Annotated in this window: 21 protein-coding genes and 1 tRNA gene; 18 read left to right on the forward strand and 4 right to left on the reverse strand. The window is 54.9% G+C overall.

The features are described 5' to 3' along the window. Positions 1–206: 206 nt before the first annotated feature. The 12 genes from ACR2TX_RS12030 (at position 207) to ACR2TX_RS12085 (ending at position 12,317) form a co-directional block, all read left to right on the forward strand. Positions 207–1,268, forward strand: a complete 1,062-nt coding sequence (locus ACR2TX_RS12030; RefSeq protein ID WP_077728001.1) for a pilus assembly protein PilM — start codon at positions 207–209, stop codon at positions 1,266–1,268. Beyond that, on the forward strand, positions 1,268–1,852 hold the full coding sequence (locus tag ACR2TX_RS12035) for a PilN domain-containing protein (RefSeq protein ID WP_077728002.1): 585 nt from the start codon (positions 1,268–1,270) through the stop codon (positions 1,850–1,852). Before ACR2TX_RS12030 ends, ACR2TX_RS12035 begins: the two co-directional genes overlap by 1 nt. Beyond that, a complete protein-coding gene (locus ACR2TX_RS12040; RefSeq protein ID WP_077728003.1) occupies positions 1,849–2,493 on the forward strand; it encodes a type 4a pilus biogenesis protein PilO in 645 nt (214 codons plus the stop codon). The genes ACR2TX_RS12035 and ACR2TX_RS12040 overlap by 4 nt, the downstream gene beginning before the upstream one ends. Before the next feature lie 103 nt (positions 2,494–2,596). After that, the gene (locus ACR2TX_RS12045; protein ID WP_240502357.1) at positions 2,597–3,064 is read left to right on the forward strand and encodes a pilus assembly protein PilP; all 468 of its coding nucleotides are present in this window, start codon (positions 2,597–2,599) and stop codon (positions 3,062–3,064) included. Positions 3,065–3,192: 128 nt separating this feature from the next. Next, the gene (pilQ, locus tag ACR2TX_RS12050) at positions 3,193–5,298 is read left to right on the forward strand and encodes a type IV pilus secretin PilQ (protein WP_240506836.1); all 2,106 of its coding nucleotides are present in this window, start codon (positions 3,193–3,195) and stop codon (positions 5,296–5,298) included. Positions 5,299–5,432: 134 nt separating this feature from the next. Continuing rightward, a complete protein-coding gene (gene aroK / locus ACR2TX_RS12055) occupies positions 5,433–5,963 on the forward strand; it encodes a shikimate kinase AroK (RefSeq protein ID WP_077728124.1) in 531 nt (176 codons plus the stop codon). Then, a complete protein-coding gene (aroB, locus tag ACR2TX_RS12060) occupies positions 5,960–7,042 on the forward strand; it encodes a 3-dehydroquinate synthase (protein ID WP_077728005.1) in 1,083 nt (360 codons plus the stop codon). The genes aroK and aroB overlap by 4 nt, the downstream gene beginning before the upstream one ends. After that, positions 7,029–8,651, forward strand: coding sequence for an AAA family ATPase (locus ACR2TX_RS12065; RefSeq protein ID WP_077728006.1), 1,623 nt, complete (start codon positions 7,029–7,031; stop codon positions 8,649–8,651). Before aroB ends, ACR2TX_RS12065 begins: the two co-directional genes overlap by 14 nt. A 128-nt stretch (positions 8,652–8,779) precedes the next feature. Then, positions 8,780–9,847: a uroporphyrinogen decarboxylase gene (gene hemE, locus ACR2TX_RS12070; protein WP_077728007.1), complete on the forward strand. Its 1,068-nt coding sequence runs from the start codon at positions 8,780–8,782 to the stop codon at positions 9,845–9,847. 3 nt (positions 9,848–9,850) lie between these two features. After that, the gene (locus ACR2TX_RS12075; protein ID WP_077728008.1) at positions 9,851–10,414 is read left to right on the forward strand and encodes an NUDIX domain-containing protein; all 564 of its coding nucleotides are present in this window, start codon (positions 9,851–9,853) and stop codon (positions 10,412–10,414) included. A gap of 312 nt (positions 10,415–10,726) precedes the next feature. Continuing rightward, positions 10,727–11,362, forward strand: a complete 636-nt coding sequence (locus tag ACR2TX_RS12080; protein WP_205780634.1) for a hypothetical protein — start codon at positions 10,727–10,729, stop codon at positions 11,360–11,362. A 301-nt stretch (positions 11,363–11,663) separates the two neighbouring features. Then, the gene (locus tag ACR2TX_RS12085; RefSeq protein ID WP_077728010.1) at positions 11,664–12,317 is read left to right on the forward strand and encodes a hypothetical protein; all 654 of its coding nucleotides are present in this window, start codon (positions 11,664–11,666) and stop codon (positions 12,315–12,317) included. 158 nt (positions 12,318–12,475) lie between these two features. Here ACR2TX_RS12085 and ACR2TX_RS12090 read toward each other — a convergent pair whose 3' ends face one another. The 4 genes from ACR2TX_RS12090 to ACR2TX_RS12105 form a co-directional block, all read right to left on the reverse strand. Then, the gene (locus ACR2TX_RS12090) at positions 12,476–12,784 is read right to left on the reverse strand and encodes a hypothetical protein (RefSeq protein WP_077728011.1); all 309 of its coding nucleotides are present in this window, start codon (positions 12,782–12,784) and stop codon (positions 12,476–12,478) included. Continuing rightward, positions 12,784–13,362, reverse strand: coding sequence for a type II toxin-antitoxin system HicB family antitoxin (locus ACR2TX_RS12095; RefSeq protein WP_240502359.1), 579 nt, complete (start codon positions 13,360–13,362; stop codon positions 12,784–12,786). Before ACR2TX_RS12095 ends, ACR2TX_RS12090 begins: the two co-directional genes overlap by 1 nt. Then, complete coding sequence (locus tag ACR2TX_RS12100; RefSeq protein ID WP_077728012.1) at positions 13,359–13,607, reverse strand: type II toxin-antitoxin system HicA family toxin; 249 nt, start codon at positions 13,605–13,607, stop codon at positions 13,359–13,361. Before ACR2TX_RS12100 ends, ACR2TX_RS12095 begins: the two co-directional genes overlap by 4 nt. Positions 13,608–13,859: 252 nt before the next feature. Continuing rightward, positions 13,860–13,946: transfer RNA gene (locus ACR2TX_RS12105), tRNA-Leu, on the reverse strand. An 83-nt stretch (positions 13,947–14,029) separates the two neighbouring features. On the opposite strand from ACR2TX_RS12105, the gene queA reads away from it, so the two are divergent. The 6 genes from queA (at position 14,030) to ACR2TX_RS12135 (ending at position 19,692) form a co-directional block, all read left to right on the forward strand. Then, positions 14,030–15,064, forward strand: a complete 1,035-nt coding sequence (gene queA, locus ACR2TX_RS12110; RefSeq protein WP_077728031.1) for a tRNA preQ1(34) S-adenosylmethionine ribosyltransferase-isomerase QueA — start codon at positions 14,030–14,032, stop codon at positions 15,062–15,064. A gap of 40 nt (positions 15,065–15,104) precedes the next feature. Continuing rightward, positions 15,105–16,211, forward strand: a complete 1,107-nt coding sequence (locus tag ACR2TX_RS12115) for a lysylphosphatidylglycerol synthase transmembrane domain-containing protein (RefSeq protein WP_077728032.1) — start codon at positions 15,105–15,107, stop codon at positions 16,209–16,211. 7 nt (positions 16,212–16,218) lie between these two features. Continuing rightward, positions 16,219–16,641: an HIT domain-containing protein gene (locus ACR2TX_RS12120; RefSeq protein ID WP_077728033.1), complete on the forward strand. Its 423-nt coding sequence runs from the start codon at positions 16,219–16,221 to the stop codon at positions 16,639–16,641. A gap of 4 nt (positions 16,642–16,645) precedes the next feature. Continuing rightward, positions 16,646–16,900, forward strand: a complete 255-nt coding sequence (locus ACR2TX_RS12125) for a YkgJ family cysteine cluster protein (RefSeq protein WP_077728034.1) — start codon at positions 16,646–16,648, stop codon at positions 16,898–16,900. 71 nt (positions 16,901–16,971) lie between these two features. Next, on the forward strand, positions 16,972–18,540 hold the full coding sequence (locus ACR2TX_RS12130) for an FAD-dependent oxidoreductase (RefSeq protein WP_077728035.1): 1,569 nt from the start codon (positions 16,972–16,974) through the stop codon (positions 18,538–18,540). A gap of 33 nt (positions 18,541–18,573) precedes the next feature. Further along, a complete protein-coding gene (locus tag ACR2TX_RS12135; protein WP_077728036.1) occupies positions 18,574–19,692 on the forward strand; it encodes a polysaccharide pyruvyl transferase family protein in 1,119 nt (372 codons plus the stop codon). Positions 19,693–19,765: the final 73 nt, after the last annotated feature.

Genomic DNA, 19,765 nt, shown 5'->3' on the forward strand with positions numbered 1-19,765 from the left:
GGTTCTCACTCGACAATCAAAAAGGTGTTTTCAGGCTGCGGCTACAAATAGTAGCTCCGAAGTGCACGGTTGATCGGTGTTTGGCGTGTCATGGGCAAACTTCTAATCCCTACTATACTACAGTACAGAGTCTAGCGGGCGATGAGAAACGCCATTAAGACACGGTATCGCTTGCATGAGGTCAAGGCCAGTTTAGGAAGTCATCGATGTTTTTTTTGAACCACAAGAGACCGCCGCTACTTGGCATCGATATCAGCACGGCGGCCGTAAAGCTGCTGGAACTGAGTAGAAACGGACAGAACTATCGGGTGGAAAGCTATGCTGTCGCGCCGTTGCCGTTGGACGCCGTGATCGACAAGAACATCGCTAAGGTTGAAATCATCGGCAATGTTATCAAATCGGTCATCAAGCAATCGGGCACCCGATTGAAGCACGCGGCGGTGGCGGTACCGAGTTCTTCGGTAATAACCAAGATGATCTCGATGCCCGCTTCTCTAAGCGATGACGAGTTGGAAGCGCAAATCGAACTGGAGGCGGATCAATACATTCCCTACTCACTGGACGAGGTGAGCCTGGATTTCGAGGTGCAGGGCAAAGCCGAGAAAAATCCGGACATGGTCGATGTGCTACTGGTCGCCTCTCGTAAGGAGAATGTGGAGGATCGTGTGGCGGCTCTGGAGATGGCCGGACTCAAGGCGGAAGTCGTGGATGTGGAATCGTACGCCCTGGAGAATGCGTGCAATCTTATTTTGGATCAACTGCCCGGCTACAGTTCGGATCAAACCATCGCCGTGGCTGATGTCGGGTCGACCATGACGACCCTGAATGTGATCCATAATCGCCGCATCATTTATACCCGCGAGCAGGGATTCGGCGGCAAGCAGTTGACGGAAGAAATCCAGCGTCGTTACGGGCTTTCCTATGAGGAAGCCGGTTTGGCAAAAAAACACGGCGGTCTTCCAGACAATTATCAGCTCGAAGTGCTGGAGCCGTTCAAACAAGCGATGGCGCAGCAAATCGGCCGCTCGCTGCAGTTTTTCCTGTCTTCAAGCTCGCATCGCACCGTCGACGGGCTCGTGTTGGCCGGAGGGTGCGGCTCGATCCAAGGGATCGATCGTTTCGTGGAAGGCATTCTGGGTATCCCCACTACTTCCGCCAACCCGTTTGTCACCATGTCTCTCGCGCCGCGCGTTAAACCGCAAAGTTTGAGCAATGATGCTCCGGCACTTATGACTGCTTGTGGATTGGCATTAAGGAGTTTGGACTGATGGCTCGAATCAACTTACTTCCTTGGCGTGCGGAACATCGCAAACAACGGCAAAAGGAATTCGTCGCTATTACCCTGGCCGCGTTGCTATCGACCGGGGCGATTCTGTGCTTCGTTCATTATTTCATCGGCAGCATGATCGATTATCAGAGCCAGCGTAATCAATACTTGGAGTCCGAGATCGCCCTGCTCGATCAGAAGATCAAGGAAATCGAAGAGTTGGAAACCAAGAAAAAACGGCTGATCGCCAAGATGGAAGTCATCCAGCGATTGCAAGCGAGCCGGCCCGAGATCGTCCATTTGTTCGATGAGTTGGCGCGTACCATTCCCGAAGGTGTTTATCTAACGGATTTAACCCAGTTGGATAGCAATCTGACGATGAATGGAATGGCCCAGTCCAATGCCCGAGTTTCCGCTTACATGCGGAATTTGGAGTCTTCGCCTTGGATGAGGGAGCCCCTTTTAAACATCATCGAGACCAAGCAGGAGGCTAAGGAAAGCAAAAAAGCACAGGGCAACCGCTTTACGCTTCAGGTCAAGCAGGGAGGAGATAAGGCGGACAATCAGGAAAGGAAACCGTCATGAATCTTTCCGAAATCAATTGGGACATAGAAAACGCGGGCGCGTGGCCGCTACCGATCAAGGTGGCGATTATTACCATACTATGCCTAATTCTGAGTGGCTTGGGGTACTACTTGGACACTCAGGATCAAATCGCGCAGCTCGAAACTGAAGAAAGCAAGGAACTGGAACTCAAGAACAAATTTGAGCAGCGGCAAAAAAAGGCCGCAAATCTAGAAGAATACAAGGAGCAAATGGCGGAAATCGAGAAGAGTTTCGGCGATTTGCTCAGGCAGCTACCCGATAAAACCCAGGTTCCCGAATTATTGGTCGACGTTTCTCAAACCGGCTTAGCGGCCGGATTGGAGTTCGAGCTTTTCAAACCCGGCGCCGAAATCGCCAAAGAGTTCTATGCGGAGTTACCCATAGAAATCCGCGTGATCGGCGACTATATGGAGTTCGGTGCGTTCATCAGCGGACTGGCGTCGTTACCGCGAATCGTAACGATACATAACGTGAAGATCGCAGCCCACAACAAGGATGCGGGAGCAAAGAAATCCGCAAAGGACCCATTGGTCATGAGCGCGCTGGTCAGGACTTATCGCTACCTGGACGAGGGGCCTGCTCCAGCGAATCAAGTTAAAAAGCCACAACAAAGAAAGTAGCACTATGGGTGGGCACTTGAAGTTTTTGGTACCGCCGTGCCATCCACGACTCCTCGTGTCGTGGATGCTCGCTATCGGACTAACCGGATGCGCCGGGGACGATTTGACGGATTTACAGGCCTACGTTGCAGAGGTCAAGGCACGTCAGAAAGGATCAGTCGAGCCGTTGCCGGAAGTTAAGACAGTAGAGCCATTTGTATTCAATGCGGAGGATTTGCGAAATCCTTTCGTTATCGATGAGAAGGCTCAGGAGACTGAAGAGGAAAAAATTGCGAGTAGCATCCGGCCAGATATCAATCGCCCTAAGGAGGAACTGGAATCCTACGAGCTGGATACGCTACGCATGGTCGGAACGGTCGATCGGCAAGGTTCGCTGTGGGGATTAGTGAAAGCTACCGACGGAACGATTCACCGGGTGCGCGTCGGTAATCACATGGGAAAAAACTTCGGCAAGATCGTCAACATCAAAGAAAACTTGATCGAATTGGTAGAAATCATATCCGACAGTCCCGGGGCATGGCGTGAACGTAAAGCGTCTCTTGACTTGGCGGAAGTGGGGGAGAAGAAATGAGAGCGGAAATAGGTAACCGTATCGCGTCGGCCGCACGGCAGCGATACAAAAGAATGATGGGTCTTATTCTGATCGGTTTGTCCCTGCATCTGCCCGTCAGTCAGGCGGAGGGGCTTGTACTTAAGTCCGTGGATTTTTCGATCCTGCCTGGGGATAACTTACAGCTGCTTTTGGGTTTAAGTGGGCCCGCCAGAGAGCCGAGAATCTTCCATACCGAAAATCCCGCCCGCATTGCACTGGATTTGCCCGGCGTAACGAACGGTTTGGACCAGAAATTAGTGCCGATCAATGTGGGTGGAGCTCAAAGTGTTCAAGCCGTGGAATCGTCCGGTCGTACCCGCGTGGTCATCAATTTGACCAACATGATGCCCTACACCAGCCGGCTAGACGGTGACAATATTCTTATCACACTGCAAAGCGGCACTGCACCGATTGCCGCCGCGAGCGCAGCATCGACAAAATCGCAGTTTATGGATCGGCCACTCGGCGGAAGCGATAGGCGGATTGAAAACATTGACTTTCGTCGTGGCGAAAAGGGTGAGGGACGACTTCTAGTGACGCTGAGCGATCCTAAGTCCTTGGTTGATATCCACGAAGAGGGACAAAAGGTCATTGTCAGATTTGCCGACACGGGTCTGCCTCCGCAATTGGAGCGCAGGCTCGACGTCATGGATTTCGCTACTCCTGTCCGTTCCGTCGACGCCACGACGGAAGGTGCCCATGCGAGGATGGTCGTAGCGACGGTTTCCGACGACTACGATTATTCCTCTTACCAGACCGATAACGTCCTGACGGTGGAATTTCGTCCGTTGACCAAAATGGAAAAAGAGGAAATCAAGAAAAAGAATTTCTCGTACTCGGGCGAGAAGCTGACGCTAAATTTCCAGGACATTCCGGTGCGGTCTGTTCTTCAAATTCTGGCTGATTTTACCAACCTGAATATTGTTGCCAGCGATACCGTTCAGGGGAATGTAACCCTTCGGCTCAACGATGTTCCGTGGGATCAGGCTTTGGAATTGGTCCTCAAGTCCAAGGGATTGGGGAAACGGCAAGAAGGAAACATCATCCGCGTCGCACCGTTGGAAGAAATCAATAAACAGGAGAAGGAGGAACTCGAAGCTCAGAAAGTCGTGGAAGATTTGGAGCCGCTGCGGACGGAAATCATCCAGATCAACTACACCACGGCCGAAGATATCAAGAAAGTTTTAGTCGGCACCACTGAACGGATTAGCCAATCCATGAGTCAACCGGCCGGCATCGGCGGTGCGTCGGCATCCACAGCCGTATCGACACTGGATGTGAGTCAATCGGTTTTATCCGGTCGGGGTAACGTAACCGTCGATCCGCGGACCAATCAGTTGATCGTGAAAGATACTCCGCGCAATTTGGAGCGAGTCCGCGATCTTGTTCGCCAGTTGGACAAGCCAATTCGGCAGGTACTGATCGAATCTCGGATCGTCATTGCCAGAAACGATTTTCTGAGGGATTTGGGTAGTCGGCTTCAGGTCAACAGGCTGGTTAAAGGGAGAGGCGCCGATTCCTTTTCAGATGCAGGTTCGGGATCAAGCGGCGTCATTTTCCAGCAACCGGCCGCCGGCGGGGAGAAGTCGACCAACGCCGACGTGCTGGTGGATCTCGCGGCTCAGGGCGCGGCAACCGCCGCGACTGGTGGCGCGAGCGCCCTTGGATTCACTCTCATCAAAGCGGGCGATTACTTGCTTGATCTCGAGTTATCGGCCGCACAGCGTGAGGGGCGTAGCGAAACAGTCTCCAATCCTCGGCTGATTACCTCGGACCAGACCAAGGCGGTCATCAAGCAGGGTGTCGAGATTCCTTATCAAACTACGGTTGTAGCGGGGGGAGGAGCGTCGGCCAACATCACCTTCAAGCAGGCAGTGCTTGAGCTGAATGTGACGCCGCATATCACGCCCGACGATCAAGTGTTGATGGAATTGTTGATCAAGAAAGATGAACAAGGCCAGCAAACGCCAGTTGGCCCGGCAATCGATAAGCGCGAGATCGAAACGACGGCACAAGTTGCCAACGGGGAAACCGTGGTGTTGGGAGGCGTTTACGAGGGCTTGAATCGGAATAACACCGACAAAGTTCCGTTTTTCGGGGATCTGCCGGGAATCGGATATATGTTCCGGAGAAATAATGTCGAAGATACAAAAAGGGAGTTGCTCGTTTTCATCACGCCGAAAGTTCTCAAGCAAGATCTCGCCCTTCGCTGATTTCTGCTGACATTGGAAACAAAGGCGCGGCCTTAAACGGCGGCGCCTTTTTGTTTTCAGGCCGGCTGTGAGTGTTACTGCCCGGTATTTTCGACACACATGGTATGATGACCCGATTTCTCACCTCGGGCAGCATGAGACATACGCACAATATTTATTTGATCGGGCCCATGGGAGCGGGCAAGACGACCATTGGGCGACTTCTGGCCAAAGCCTTGGGTGTCCGATTCGTGGATAGTGACAGGGAGATAGAACATCGCACCGGCGTCTGTATCCCTATGATTTTCGAGTATGAGGGTGAGGAAGGCTTCAGAAGGCGAGAATCCGAAGTTTTGGCCGAGTTGTGTTGCGAGGACGGAATAGTGTTGGCTACCGGGGGGGGATCGATTCTGTTGCCGAAGAATCGAGAAGTGCTGCATGGGCGGGGATTCGTCGTATATCTGCAGTGTTCGGTCGAAAAGCAGCTTGAGAGAACTCACAAAGATTCCAACCGGCCGCTGCTCAAGACCGAAAATCCTCGCCAGCGACTACAAGAGTTGTTGCGGGTGCGGGAGCCGATTTATCGCTCTTTGGCCGATTTCATCGTGGATACGGGAACGCATTCCAGCCGCAGCGCCGTCCGCCAAATCTTGAAAGCCTATAACCGAGCAAACGCGAATTCATGAAAACCCTGACTGTCAGCCTGGGCGAACGCAGCTATCCAATTTATATCGGTTCGAGAGTTCTGGAGTCCGGCGAACTCCTGTCTAGGCACCTCAGTTCCAGCCAAGTCATGGTGGTTACCAACGAAACGGTTGCCCCCCTCTATTTGGACCGGGTCAGACAGAGCCTAGACGGCAAGCAGACCGCCGAGGTGGTTTTGCCGGACGGCGAGTCTTATAAAAGCATCGAATCGGCAATGGTCATCTTCGATGAGTTGCTTGTCCGAAAATTCAGCCGAGACGCGTCTCTCATCGCCCTAGGGGGCGGGGTAATCGGCGATCTGGTGGGTTTCGCCGCCGCGTGTTATCAGAGGGGCGTGCCGTTCATTCAAATTCCGACGACTTTGCTGGCGCAGGTGGATTCTTCCGTAGGTGGAAAAACCGCAGTCAATCATCCGCGCGGCAAGAACATGATCGGGGCTTTTTATCAGCCGCAATGCGTGCTGGCCGATACTTCGACGCTCGATACATTGGCTGACCGGGAGTTTAGCGCCGGCTTGGCCGAGGTGATCAAATACGGTCTTATCCGCGATTTCGAATTTTTCGTCTGGCTGGAAGCCAACCTGGAGATGCTTTTGGGCCGCGATGCCGACGCCCTAACCTACGCCATCGAGAGATCCTGTATCAACAAGGCGGAGGTTGTAGCCGAAGACGAGCGGGAGTCCGGGGTGAGAGCAACACTGAATTTGGGGCACACCTTTGGGCATGCCATTGAAACAGGAATGGGTTACGGAAGCTATCTGCACGGCGAAGCAGTAGCGATCGGAATCTGTCAGGCCGCAGATCTCTCACGACGGTTGGGTTGGCTGGATACTGATAGCGTCGAGCGCATCATTTCGTTGCTTAGGCGGGCACGGCTGCCGGTGACGCCGCCAGCGAATTTGGATGTAGACCGCTATTTGGACCTGATGGCTGTCGACAAAAAAAACGTGGCAGGTAAGCTGCGGCTAATCTTGCCGGAAAAGATCGGGCGGGCAACTTTGCCTATAGCGGTCGATCTCGAGTTGCTTCGGGCCACCTTGAGTGAATATGGGCGCGGCTGAGCTTTCACTGCCCGCCAGCGGTCGCGAGAGCGCTCATGGCGGGCAATCCTTATCGCTGATTTCTGCGGCACGCATACAAAAGTTCGACTTGCTTTCGCACTTGGCGGTTAACTTGGCTCAGCCCATCGTCGTATGCGGACCGGAAGGCATCGGCAAGACAACCTTCTTGCGTCTTCTCAAGACCCGCTTGGCGCCACTTGCAACGGTTTGCTATTTGACGTCAGCGCCCGGCGTGAGTTTTGAGCGCATCGTCGATGAGTTGTCCCGCGCCTTAAATCAGGAAAAATCGAGATCGGCATCGTCGGGAGCGGATTTGACCGATTTGCTGGAAAGCTATGCCAAGGAGCGTCGAAACGTGGTGCTGCTGCTCGACGATGCCGGCGCGCTCGTGTCGGGGCTTTTAGACGCCTTATGGCAGTTAGCTGGCCGTTATCCTTCCTTGTGCTTGGTATTCGCAATGCGCACCGAAGAAATGCCGCAAAAATCCGACACCGACAAATCCGCTCTTGGCGATGCGTTTATATTGGAGATTCCCGCACTATCGGAAGAGGAATGCGGACTCTTCGCGGACCAATTGAGGGTGACGTTGCCTGAATTGGTCACCGAGCACGGAATTACGGAATCCTTCGTAAAACGGCTGCATGCCAGAAGTCGAGGAATTCCTGGCAAAGTGATCGAAATTCTGGGATCTCCCTACGGATCGGCCACAGCGGCGATATCGACTAAGGTCGGTTGGCTTACCGGCGCCGGCTTATTGGTTGGCGCAACGGCCTACGCGTTTTTTTTGATGTTCTCGCGGCAGATCCCGGAGCCGGACCAACAGATTTACGATGGCCCTGTTGTCCAAAATCCCGAGATGGTCTCCGTTGTCTCTCCCGACTCCGAAAAGGCCCAAGCTGTCCAGCCCCCGAATCTTGACGAGCCGCTTACTGATCCACAATCGTCATCTGTGCCTTTGCCGCTAGCCGAGAGCGAAAAGTCGGAGAGCCTACCGATTCGCGAATCGGTAGAGATGGCAGCGACACGTACGTTCGAAGCGGAGGCGAAGAAAACAGTTGAAGCTCATAAGCCGATAGAACCGGACACCCAGCGTGAGCCACTACCGCCTTCGGTCATGGAAGAACCGAAAAGCATGTCGGAGGCGCAGATCGAGATGTCGCCGGACCGTTTGCCGCCGGCCGGCGCTGTAACTGAAGCTGAGGCGAAGAGGGGCCAATCGGGTGCGCAAGAGAGCGAGCGTTCGAGATCGCCAGAGATCGTTATGGAAGGTCTTAAGAGTGCCGAATGGCTGATGAATCAAAGTCCCGAAGCCTACACCTTGCAGATCGTCGCCGTTTCCCGATTGAACGCGGTGCGTAAGCTGGCCAAACAATTTCCGCCGGGCAGCGAACTGGCCAGTTTTCGTTCCCGCAAGGGGAGCAGTGATCTCTATCCGCTGTTTTTCGGAATCTATCCGACTCTGCCTGCGGCCAAGGAAGCAACGGCGACTTTACCCCTTTCCGTCGGTCAGCCTTTGCCCAGACAGATGAAATCTATTCACCAAGAGATTCGGCGAATGATGCCGCGGCATGCGGAGCTTAGCTCGTCGGTTGATTCTTCGGCTCGTTGAAATTAATCGAACGGATGTTCTAAAGGCGTGTTATGAATTCGGCGTGAATGCCATGTCTTGCTCCCGAGTGTCGATTTTTACGCCCATTGCTGTAACCCGATCTTTCTGCCATTGATTTGCGTGATGCCATGAATGCACCTAAAAATGATTGTCTTATCCGTGCACTATTGAGACAGCCCACCGAAAGGACCCCGGTTTGGATGATGCGCCAAGCGGGCCGCTATTTGCCCGAATATCGTCGCGTCAGGGAGCAAGCGGGCAGTTTTATGAAATTGTGCAGCACGCCCGAACTGGCTTGCGAGGTCACGTTGCAGCCTCTCGCGCGCTTCCGTCTGGATGCCGCCATTCTATTCTCCGATATTCTCACGGTGCCGGATGCCATGGGTTTGGGTCTGGAGTTCGTCGAAGGCGAGGGGCCCCATTTCAGAAATCCGGTCCGCAGTGCTGCGGATGTGCGCCGGCTGTCGGTTCCTGATCCGGAAACCGATTTGCGGTATGTCATGGATGCTGTACGCCTGATTCAACAAAATCTGGACGGCAGCGTTCCGCTTATCGGGTTCTCGGGTAGTCCCTGGACTTTGGCCACCTATATGGTCGAGGGCGGCGGCGGGCAGGAGTTTCGCAGGGTCAAGGGATTGATGTACGAGCAACCCGTGGTTCTCCATGATCTCCTGGAAAAATTGGCCGACGCCGTAGCGCTGTATATCAATGCCCAAATCGCCGCAGGCGTCGATGTGGTCATGGTGTTCGACACATGGGGTGGAATTCTGCCGGCGGCGCATTACGAAGAATTCTCCTTGGCTTACGCCAAGCGCGTACTCGACAAGCTGAATCGGCGCCACGGCGGCAAAATCATACCGACCATCTTCTTTACCAAGGGCGGCGGACAGTGGCTGGAAGCCATGGCGGAAACGGGATTCGACGCCTTAGGCTTGGATTGGACCACACCCATCGGAGAGGCGCGTCGACGAGTGGGGCACAAGGTCGCGCTGCAAGGCAATTTGGATCCTATGGCTTTGTATGCACCGATCGAGGCCATACGCACCGAAGTAAAGCGGGTCTTGGAGCAATACGGTCACGGAGAGGGACATGTGTTCAACTTGGGACATGGGATATTGCCCGATGTCGATCCCGAGCACGCCAAGGCGATGATCGAAGCCGTGCACGAACTCAGTCCCGCATTTCACGGACGTTGATTTATGTCGGAGCACAACCCTTGGAAATTGATTCGGCGTCGGGAAGTCTACGAAAATCCGTGGATTCGTCTGGACGAGGACGAGGTGATCAACCCATCCGGCGGGTTGAGTATTTATGGCAGGATCCATTTCAAGAGTCAGGCTATCGGCATCATACCGATAGACGCCGAAGGCAATACTTGGCTGGTCGGCCAATATCGCTACGTGCCCGATGCCTATTTCTGGGAAATTCCCATGGGCGGTTCGCCCGAAGGTGAAGACATTCTGGAGACCGCGAAACGCGAGCTCAAGGAGGAAACCGGCCTGATAGCCAAGGACTGGAGTGTTTTCATGCACTTGCATACCACGAACTCGGTTACCGACGAGGAAGGCTATGTGTTCCTTGCGGAGGGTTTGGTGGAGGGCGAACCGGACTTCGAAGAGACGGAGGCTATTACAATCAAGAAGCTGCCTTTGCTGGAGGCGGTGCGCATGGTGATGGACGGCACAATCACCGACTCGATCAGTGCCGCCGGCCTGTTAAAGCTTGCTTGCCTCAGAAATTTGCTTCCTCCCGCCTGCCGTTAGTTAAACCGGTCTGCCAATAGGTCCGCTGTTCCACCATCGGGTTACGGCGCCCGAATGGTCCGGCTTTTGCCTGTATTATCGATAAGCGACATAACCTTGATTGAATTGGGGCAAAAGCTCTGATCGATCACGGTAAGGAGAACCGCAACCGCTCGTCGTCGTCCAATGGATAATCCGTTTTTTCTCCCGGCATACCGGAGGCGTAGGCTCACGGACAGTTGCTATACTCGAGGAGAAGTTTCATGATCGGCTTGCAACACGGGCGGATTCGTCGCTTTTTGGGGTAGATCTTAACTCTTTGGAGGTCTAGACATGATGGCGCCTGAAAACCTCGACGCGAACTTGATTACGGATGTAAACGTCCAGGAATTCTTCAGGGAATCGGTAACAACGGCTTTATCGAATCAAAAAGTCGATGCCGGAGAGGACACCGTCTACTACATCGTCAACTTGCTTGCCTATTTCACCCAGGCGGACAAGCTGTTTTCCCGTACCGCCGAAGGCGTCACATTGCAGCCACTTGCCTTGATCTACGCTGAAGCCGTGGAGGCGGCGAGCATGGAAGAGAGGCATCAAATTCTGCGCAGGCTCGGAGACGTGGCGCTATTGATATCCGGCTTGTTTTCCTCCAGCCTCAATCGAAAGCTCGTCGACATCGACTATTACATCGCCATGGGGGGTACCGCCTATGGATATCTGTGCGACCTTAACCGAGGCACCTTACGAGGTAAAGCTTTCTGCGCGATTTTTGGCGAGCTTTCCGAAAAGTTCCAATCGTTCGTGGACGTACTGTCGGAGGTCGGGGAAAGAACCCCGTTGAATTCGTGCACCGATATTATGAGGCTCTACGAAATCTGGCTTCGAACCGGCAGCAAGCGCGCGGCTGACAAGCTGAGGAAACTGGGCATAGAGCCGGCCCAAGGCTCGATCAGTCGCCGGCACAACTGAAGGAGGCGCCACTTCCTAGAAACGGCAGTTGGCCGCTTTAGAAGGAGTAGAAAAGCCGCATGAATTCTGACCGTCCTACCTTCTACCGATCTCACCGCTTAGGTGAAAAGGCTACGCACCCGATTGCACGGCGGGCGAGCTGCCTGGCGGCGTTGCTTCTCATCGCGGGAGACTACCTCGCTGCCTCGTCGCGCCCCTTCGACGGGGCTCAGGACAGGCCCTTCGACCGAGCTCAGGACAGGCTTGCCATCCGGCCCGCCCGCCGCACACTCGGACGCGTCCAACTGCCGTTTCTAGGATTATGCGCCTGAATGTCCTGCAGAAGCTGCTGGAGCGCATCTATCGCATCGAGGTTGATCTCGATGTGGAGGATTTCTTGATTACCGATCCGGACCTCGCGCGGCGTTTGGACACCAGCATCAATCCTCGCGAAAGCAAAGAGAAGCTCTTGGTCTCGCAACAAGATGACCATCTGGATCTCGCACTTTTCCTCGATGCCTCGGTATTGGCCCGCCTGACCGATGATGATCCGCTGGTGAGTCTTCATTCCGAAAATTTCATCGATTTCCTTTTGGCCGTGGAAGGCGTCAGTCACTTTCTTTATCTCATATGGAACGCTGGCGTCGAGCGCGGCGTGACGCTGATGGAACTGGAGATGCAGGCCGAGGTGGATAAATTCGTAACCGCCACATCGCTATGGAAGCGGCAGGGCAAAAGTCTTGTACCTTCGGAACTTCGATATTGCCTATTCGAGGCCCCGGCTTACGACGCGGCATTGGACCAGGTTCAGCGGCAGCGCTATGAAGATGCCAACCATTATGCAGGCAAGTATTGCCTTCGATTGGAAACCCGTTATCTGAAAAAAGCGCGGGCAGGCGAGATGATGGAAGAACTCCGCCGGTTTTATCGGCTTACTCAAGGCGAAAAGATTCGGCTGATCAATTCGATTGCTTGATGGGCGCTTGCTTAGAGATGGCCCCAGCCGAGTTTCGACTTACCCGTACTTTTTTTATTTGGATAATTGGCGGGTTAGAAAAAGCTCGCGCGGGCCTTATTCTAACCAAATCGGGAGTTCCCCGGCTCTGTCGGGGGGATAATACTTACTTCTCAACATCATTCGGGTGTTGAATGACGTGTCCTCTTGCTTTTCTTTGGCGCTGGGTTAATTTCCGATGCGTCAACCGCAATCGAGGTCAACTTTTCTGCCTTTTGAATGCCTATCTTCACTACAGGAACAATCGCAGCAGGGAGAAGATTGCTTTCGGATTGCCCAACATTGGCAGCAGATAGCCCGAACTCCATATATAAGGACCAAATGCCTTCGTGGATTCCCTGTTTCTTAATTAATACTTCGGCAATCTCTTTGTGCGAGAACGCGAACCGAGTTGGTTCCTCTGTTTCAACTTGCTTTTCTGTGCTCATTAATTTACCGTCCTGGCGTACCCGACTAAATTATCCGGAACAATGATCGGCTTATCTTCTGGTTCGTTAGTAATCGTTGCGGTAGTGCTCCGCAAGACCGCAAGTCCCCGAAGTAGTTGCACGGGTGTATCGGGTGTATTCTGAAGGGCGGAACGCAAGTCGAAAATGGCCGAGAGCATTTCATCCGTGCCCAGAGACCTATGACACATTAATGGAACTTCTCGGTTACGTTCGCTAGCGTCAAACGTCTCTACCGCTCGTTGAATTGCTTGTTTGACGAACTCATTAAGTCTAGTCTTTTGTAACCTAGCAACCCGAGCTGCTGCTTTGTGGAGTTCGGGGCCGATCCGAACGTTAAATGATCCGCTATAGGGCTTTTGTGGTTTGACGCCTTGTTCTTCGCACGTAGCAATGTAATCGTCTACTGCCTCATGGAATGCATTTAAAAGCTCAGGTACGGTTTGGGCTTCGAATGTAACAAGTGGATCGATAAATTCCAACTTCCCATATAAGCATCCGTCCTCGAAGCTAACGTTAACGGAACCATAGTAGCCTTTGTAGCGCAGCATATTCATCATAAATACCCCGCGTTTTTTAATTTCTCTATGACCATCTCCAAAGCGTAGCGTTTAACGATTGAACCTGGATGCGGTTTATGTAGATTGATCATGTCATTCGGATTGCCGTTGTCAAACTTGACACGAGATCCATCCCCCTGTCTTTGCCGATATCCAAAGTGTTGCAAGACGCTCACGAGTTCCGTCCACGTGAAGTCTGAAGGGACCGCGATCAATCGTTCGATGAGTTTTTCTTTCTTACTCACGACTCGAAACAGAGTTTAGTAACCGATGGTTACATTAGCAACTGTAATTTAGTTGCACGGTTGCTAATCACGTCGCTTTGAGCAGCATACGCTAGTCTGGCTCATCTTCGAGCTTCTCTTTGGAAAAAACAAAAAAGCCCGGTTCATTGCCGGGCTCATTTCTGCGTTACTTCTCTACATTGCATCTACGGGCGTTTTTGCTTGCCGTTTTTGTCGGATGCTTTCGAGTTCATAACGTCTTGATTTTTTAAGTGGTGCCGAGGGCGAGAATCGAACTCGCACTTGGTTTCCCAAACCAGATTTTGAGTCTGGCGCGTCTACCAGTTTCGCCACCTCGGCGCGAAAGCAGGCGAATTATAAAGAAATCTCTCTTAAAAAGCCACATACTGCATTCTTTTCTCCCCGACTGTTACCATCTGTCGATGCGTAAAAGTGATTTCTTTTTTGAGCTTCCCGAGGATCTGATCGCCCAGTACCCGCTACCGGAGCGTAGCGCCAGTCGGCTGCTGTGTTTGGATGGAACGACCGGCGAAATTGACGATCGTATGTTTATCGAGCTGCCGGAACTGCTTCGTGCGGGCGACCTTCTAGTCTTTAACGATACCAAAGTCATGCCGGCGCGGCTTTTTGGCCGCAAAGCGTCCGGAGGCAGGGTGGAGGTTTTGATCGAACGGGTGCTCGGTCCGAGTATGGGCTTGGCCCATGTGCGTGCAAGCAAGGCTCCGAAAGCGGGAACCGAAATTCTTCTCGAAGGCGGTTTTCGATGCACAGTTCAAGGACGGCAAGACGATTTGTTCCTGCTGATGCTTCTCGACGGTCGAACCGTCGATGAAGTCTTGAGCGCCGTTGGGCATATTCCTCTGCCGCCTTATATCGACCGGCCGGATTCGGTATACGATTGGGAACGTTATCAGACCGTGTTTGCGAAGGCGTCCGGTGCCGTAGCGGCGCCCACCGCCGGTCTGCATTTCGATGAAGCGATGCTGGAGCGCCTGGCTGCGAAGGGTATCGAGCGGGCTTTTGTGACGCTGCATGTGGGCAGCGGCACGTTTCAACCCTTGCGGGTGGATGAACTGGATCAGCACAAAATGCATTCGGAGCTTTGCGAGGTCGGTTCGGACGTGGTGGAAAAAGTTAACGAGGTTCGGCAGCGCGGGGGGCGGGTGATTGCCGTCGGAACAACCGTAGTGCGGACATTGGAGTCGGCCTCGCTTAAAGGGTCCCTGACTTCTTACAAAGGCGAGACGAATTTGTTTATTCGTCCGGGCTTCCACTTTCGTTGTGTCGATGCCATGGTTACAAATTTTCATCTTCCGGAATCCACCCTGTTGACCTTGGTGTGCGCTTTTGCCGGTTATTCCGAGGTTCTGGCGGCCTATCGGCACGCCGTAGAGCGCAAATACCGGTTTTTCAGTTACGGCGACGCGATGTTTGTCACGCACAAGCCGCATGCGTAACCGATAATACCCAGACCATCAATTTTTATGCGGAACCGGAATGGTCGCGAAGACGTCCGAGCTTCTTAAGCAGTTCAGCCCCGGGCGAATTCTGTTACCGGTCGTTTTGGGATTGGGTATCGTCGGCTACACGCTGTATGGCGAATGGGTCAAGAGCGGCCTTCCGATGGGCGAGGTGCTGGATCGTTTCGCCTGGACTTCGCGTTCGGTCTTCTGGATTGCTTTGGCGCTCCTGATGATGATGCTGCGCGATTTCGGCTACATGTGGCAATTGCGGATATTGACCGACCGTAAGCTGGAGTGGCGGACCTGTCTCGAAATAATCCTCCTTTGGGATTTCTTCGCCGCGGTTTCGCCATCCATGGTCGGCGGAGCCGCCGTTGCGGTGTTTATGCTGGTCAAAGAACAGATCAGCATCGGTCGCAGCACCGCGATCGTATTTACCACGGTTTTTCTCGATCAGGTGTTCTATACCTCGCTCCCTTTCTTCGCGAGCCTGTTCGTTCCTCAGGCCGACATTTTCGCGCCCTTGCACTACATTCGGTCGGAACTGCTCGGAACCAGCATGATGGTCGGGTTTTGGGTGGCTTGGGGTGGGCTGGTCGTCTACTTGATACTGCTTATTGCGGCATTGTTCGTAGCGCCGCACTGGATCAACTGGTGGCTGACCAGGCTGCTCATGCTACGGATGTTCCGCTTCTGGCGCTCGCGAGGCTTGCACATGGTCAACGACCTGCTCACGGCCTCGCGTGATTTGCGGGATAGGAAATCGATTTTCTGGTTTCAGGTTTGGGTGGCGACATCGCTTGCATGGATAGGCCGATATCTGGTCTTGAACTGCGTTCTTGCGGCTTTTTCCCCTGTGCCGATGACATTGTTCGATCATCTGCTCGCCATTGGTCGACAAGCCGTGTTATGGATAGTCATGGTTCTTTCGCCGACTCCCGGCAGCGCCGGCGTCGCCGAACTCGGTTTTTCCTGGCTGTTCGGGGATTTCGCCCCGGCTGGCGTGGCCCTGGGTCTGGCCATTCTGTGGCGGCTGATCAGCTACTATCCCTATTTGATCATCGGCGTGCCGGTCATGACGCGTTGGGTTAAGCGCGTGTATGGCTCCGATGTCCGGCAGCCGCGAATCGGTATCGATTGAGCCCTTTATGTTCGAATTGCATCCTCGTTTGTCGCAGGATTGTATTCAGTTAGGCCATTTTCCGTTGTGCCGGCTTTTGCTGATGAATGAGAACCGCTATCCGTGGTTCATCCTCGTTCCGGAGCGGGAAGAGCTTAGCGAGATTTATCAGTTGACGGATGAGGACCAGGTTCAGCTTATGCGGGAATCGTCCCACATCTCCCGTACGCTGTCGGAGCTGTTTCGTGCCGATAAGATGAATATCGCCGCCATCGGCAATCTGGTGCCACAGCTTCACCTTCACCATGTGGTGCGCTATCGAGGCGATCCGGCGTGGCCCGGTCCGATTTGGGGTCGCTTCGATCCGTTGCCTTACGACGCACCTACTATCATGGAGATCAGGCGAAAGCTCGGAGCCGCGCCTTTGCAACATTTTGTCTTTTTCGATTGAGACCATGGACTGCCGGACCGGCTGCGGCGCCTGCTGCATCGCCATATCAATTTCCAGCCCGCTTCCCGGCATGCCCGAAGGCAAGCCGTCAGGCGTTCGGTGCATCCATCTGACCCCTGATTTTCGATGTGCCATTTTCGGGCAGCCCGGCCGTCCGGCTTGTTGCGCGGGACTGCAGCCGTCGCAGGAAATGTGCGGCAACAGCCGGGAAGAGGCGATCGCCTATCTGACCTGGCTGGAAGATGCGACGCTCCCGTAGTCCGCCGGCGAACCAGAACTCGCACCGTTCGCAACAGTCAATATCCAGGGAGTGAACGGAGGAGATCAGGCATGGAGGTTCTTCGCACGGATGTCGCCATCATCGGAGGAGGGCTTGGCGCCTGTGCTGCCGCCCTGGGCGCGGCCAGGGTGGGATATCGGGTCGTTCTGACCGAGGAAACGTACTGGATCGGCGGTCAGTTGACGAATCAGGCGGTTCCCCCGGACGAGCATCCGTGGATCGAGGAATTCGGCGCGACGGCCAGCTATAAGGCGCTGCGGGAAGGTATCCGCCAATACTACCGCGCGCACTTGCCGCTCACGCCGGTGGCAACGGCGGCGAAGCATCTCAATCCGGGCAACGGTTGGGTCAGCCGACTCTGCCACGATCCGCGCGTCGCGGTCGCGGTTCTCCATCAGATGATCGCCCCGTATCAACTCAGCGGCAAAATGTTCGTTATGCACCCCCATCGCCCGATTGACGCATGGACCCACGGTGATCGGGTGACCGGGGTGGTCGTCAGAGGTCTTGAATCCGGACGTGACACCCTGATCGAAGCATCTTATTTCATCGACGCGACTCCGCAGGGCGAGTTGCTCGCCCTGGCCGGAGTGGAACATGTGCTGGGCGCCGAATCCCGCGCCGAAACCGGCGAGCCCCACGCGTCCGAGATGGCCGATCCCAAGGATCAGCAGGCGATCACGGTTTGCTTCGCCATGGAGTACCTTCCCGGCGAGGACCACACTATCGATAAGCCACGGCAATACGAGCTGTGGCGTGATTACCGGCCGCCGGACTGGCCGGGGCGATTGCTCGGCTGGACTACGAGTCGGCCCGAAACCCACGAGCCGTTGACGCGTTTCTTGTTTGAGGCGGAGGACGGACGGCCCTGGTGGCACTTTCGTCGAATTTTGGATGTCACCAACTTCGAGCATGGCTTCGCGCCCAGCGACGTCAGCGTAGTCAATTGGCCCCAGAACGATTACTGGTTCGGACCGGTCTGCGGCGTCGACGAAGTGGAGCAGGCACGAAATCTGGAGGCCGCGCGGCAACTCAGCCTCAGTCTGCTTTACTGGCTCCAGACCGAAGCTCCGCGGCCGGACGGAGGAATCGGATATCGAGGGCTCCGCCTTCGCCGGGACGTGGTCGGCGGGACCGTCGACGGACTCGCGCCGGCGCCTTACATCCGGGAGTCCAGGCGCATCCGGGCCGAGTTCACCGTACTCGAACAGCAGATTGCACATCCGCTCCGACCGGACGGTCCCGAATTTTTCGACGACTCGGTCGGCATCGGATGTTACCGCATCGATCTCCACCCCCGTACCAGCGGCGCCGGTTACCTGGACCTCGGCTGCTGGCCATTCCAGATTCCGCTCGGATCGTTGCTGCCGGTGCGCGTCGAAAACCTATTGCCCGGCGGCAAGAACCTGGGCGTGACGCACATCACGAACGGAGCTTATCGGGTACACCATGTCGAATGGAACGTGGGCGAGGCGGCGGGGCTGCTGGCGGCGTTCTGCCTTGAGCGCAAGGTTCCGCCGCGCTTCGTGAGAAGCCGCAAGGCACTGCTGGAAGATTTCCAATCCCTGCTTCGGCGGCAGGGAATCGCGCTCTCCTGGCCGTCGCTTTCGCCGCTTTGAGGTTTGGGTTGAGATGATTTTCGGAGACAGTCGATGGATCAGCAGAACCGACGATTCCGCATCGGCATTTCAGGATCCTACGGCGGGATGAATCTCGGCGACGAGGCCATTCTGGACGGCATAGTGAGCCAGTTGCGCCGGTCCATCGAGGCCGAGATCACGGTTTTTTCGCGGAACCCTGAGGATACGCTGAGCCGGCACAAGGTCGAGCGTGCTGTCCCGGTCCGGAACCTGACCCGGAAAGAAGTCAGCCAGGAAGTGGAGGGGCTCGATCTGTTTATCCTCGGTGGAGGCGGCATTCTTTACGATCGCGACGCCGAGACCTACTTGAGGGAAGTGTTTCTCGCGCATGAATTCGGGGTTCCTGTGGTCGTGTACGCGGTGAGCGCGGGGCCACTCACGGATTCGAGTGCGCGTAGCGCGGTACGCGAGGCTTTGAACCACGCGGCCATCATCACGGTGCGGGATCGCCAAGGTTATCGGCTGCTCGAAGACGTCGGGATCGATCGCGAGATTCATCTGACCGCCGATCCCGCTCTGCTCCTACGTCCGGAGCCGCTTCCGCTCGAAGCCCTTAAATCGGAGGGTGTCGAGTTCGAACGCCACCTGGTGGGCTTTTCGGTCAGAGAGCCGGGTCCTGCGGCTCCCGATCTCGACCCGGAGCATTATCACGCGCTGCTCGCCAATACCGCGGATTTCATGGTGGACCGGCTCGATGCCGACGTCGTTTTCGTTCCGATGGAACGGACCGACGTCCAGCACAGCCACGGGGTGGTGGCGCACATGCACAATTCGGAACGAGCGGAAATTCTGAGACGGCATTACTCTGCTCAGCAAACGCTTGGTCTTCTGGGGCGTTTCGAGTTCGCCGTGGGTATGCGGCTCCATTTTCTGATCTTCGCTGCCCTTCAGGGGACACCTTTCGTGGCGCTTCCCTACGCGTCCAAAGTCGTAGGTTTTCTTGACGATCTGGAGATGGAAACGCCGCCGCTGGGCGATGTCGGGATCGGTCAGCTCATCGCCAGGATAGACCGTTGTTGGGACACGCGAGATGAAATTCGCGCCAGGATCAAGCGACGGCTCCCCGCCCTCCAATCCCGTGCGCGAGAGACGAATCAGCTTCTCGTCCGTCTTCTGACGAGATCAGGCTAGAGCGTTTTTGATCCCGGTGTACGGATTCGTGTGGGGCGGGAAGAACGTAGGTCGGCAATCCCTTGCCGACAAA

Origin of the sequence: Methylocaldum sp. GT1BB, assembly GCF_051027545.1 — a bacterium.
In the GTDB taxonomy this organism is placed as follows: domain Bacteria; phylum Pseudomonadota; class Gammaproteobacteria; order Methylococcales; family Methylococcaceae; genus Methylocaldum.